The sequence below is a fragment of the Streptococcus suis genome, assembly GCF_002960445.1.
GTDB lineage: Bacteria > Bacillota > Bacilli > Lactobacillales > Streptococcaceae > Streptococcus > Streptococcus hyiners.
Genome location: NZ_POJD01000318.1, coordinates 1 through 275 on the forward strand (window position 1 = coordinate 1; position 275 = coordinate 275).

Consider the following 275-nt stretch of genomic DNA (forward strand, 5'->3'; position numbering starts at 1 on the left):
TCTGAACTGGAAATAGAAAACTGATGAAGACTGCAAAAGTCACCATACACATAAAACCGAGAAGCAACCATCTTAGGTGATTTTGCCAGGTCATATTTTTTTCTTGAACTGTTTTATGACGGGCAATCTCAAAGCAAGTCACACTTAAAAAGACCAATTGTAGCAGGACTATCCCCTCTATTGTCAGATACTCTTTCAGGTATAAACTCACAAGAAGACCGTTAAGCTGTATGGCTAGATAAAACAACACTATCCTTATCATTGTCACCTCTTAA

The 275-nt window shown here is 37.5% G+C and carries 1 pseudogene; it reads right to left on the bottom strand.

Features of this window, described 5'->3' with window-relative positions:
* Positions 1-262, bottom strand: a pseudogene (locus C1G53_RS11025) (CPBP family intramembrane glutamate endopeptidase); the annotation flags it as partial.
* Positions 263-275: the final 13 nt, after the last annotated feature.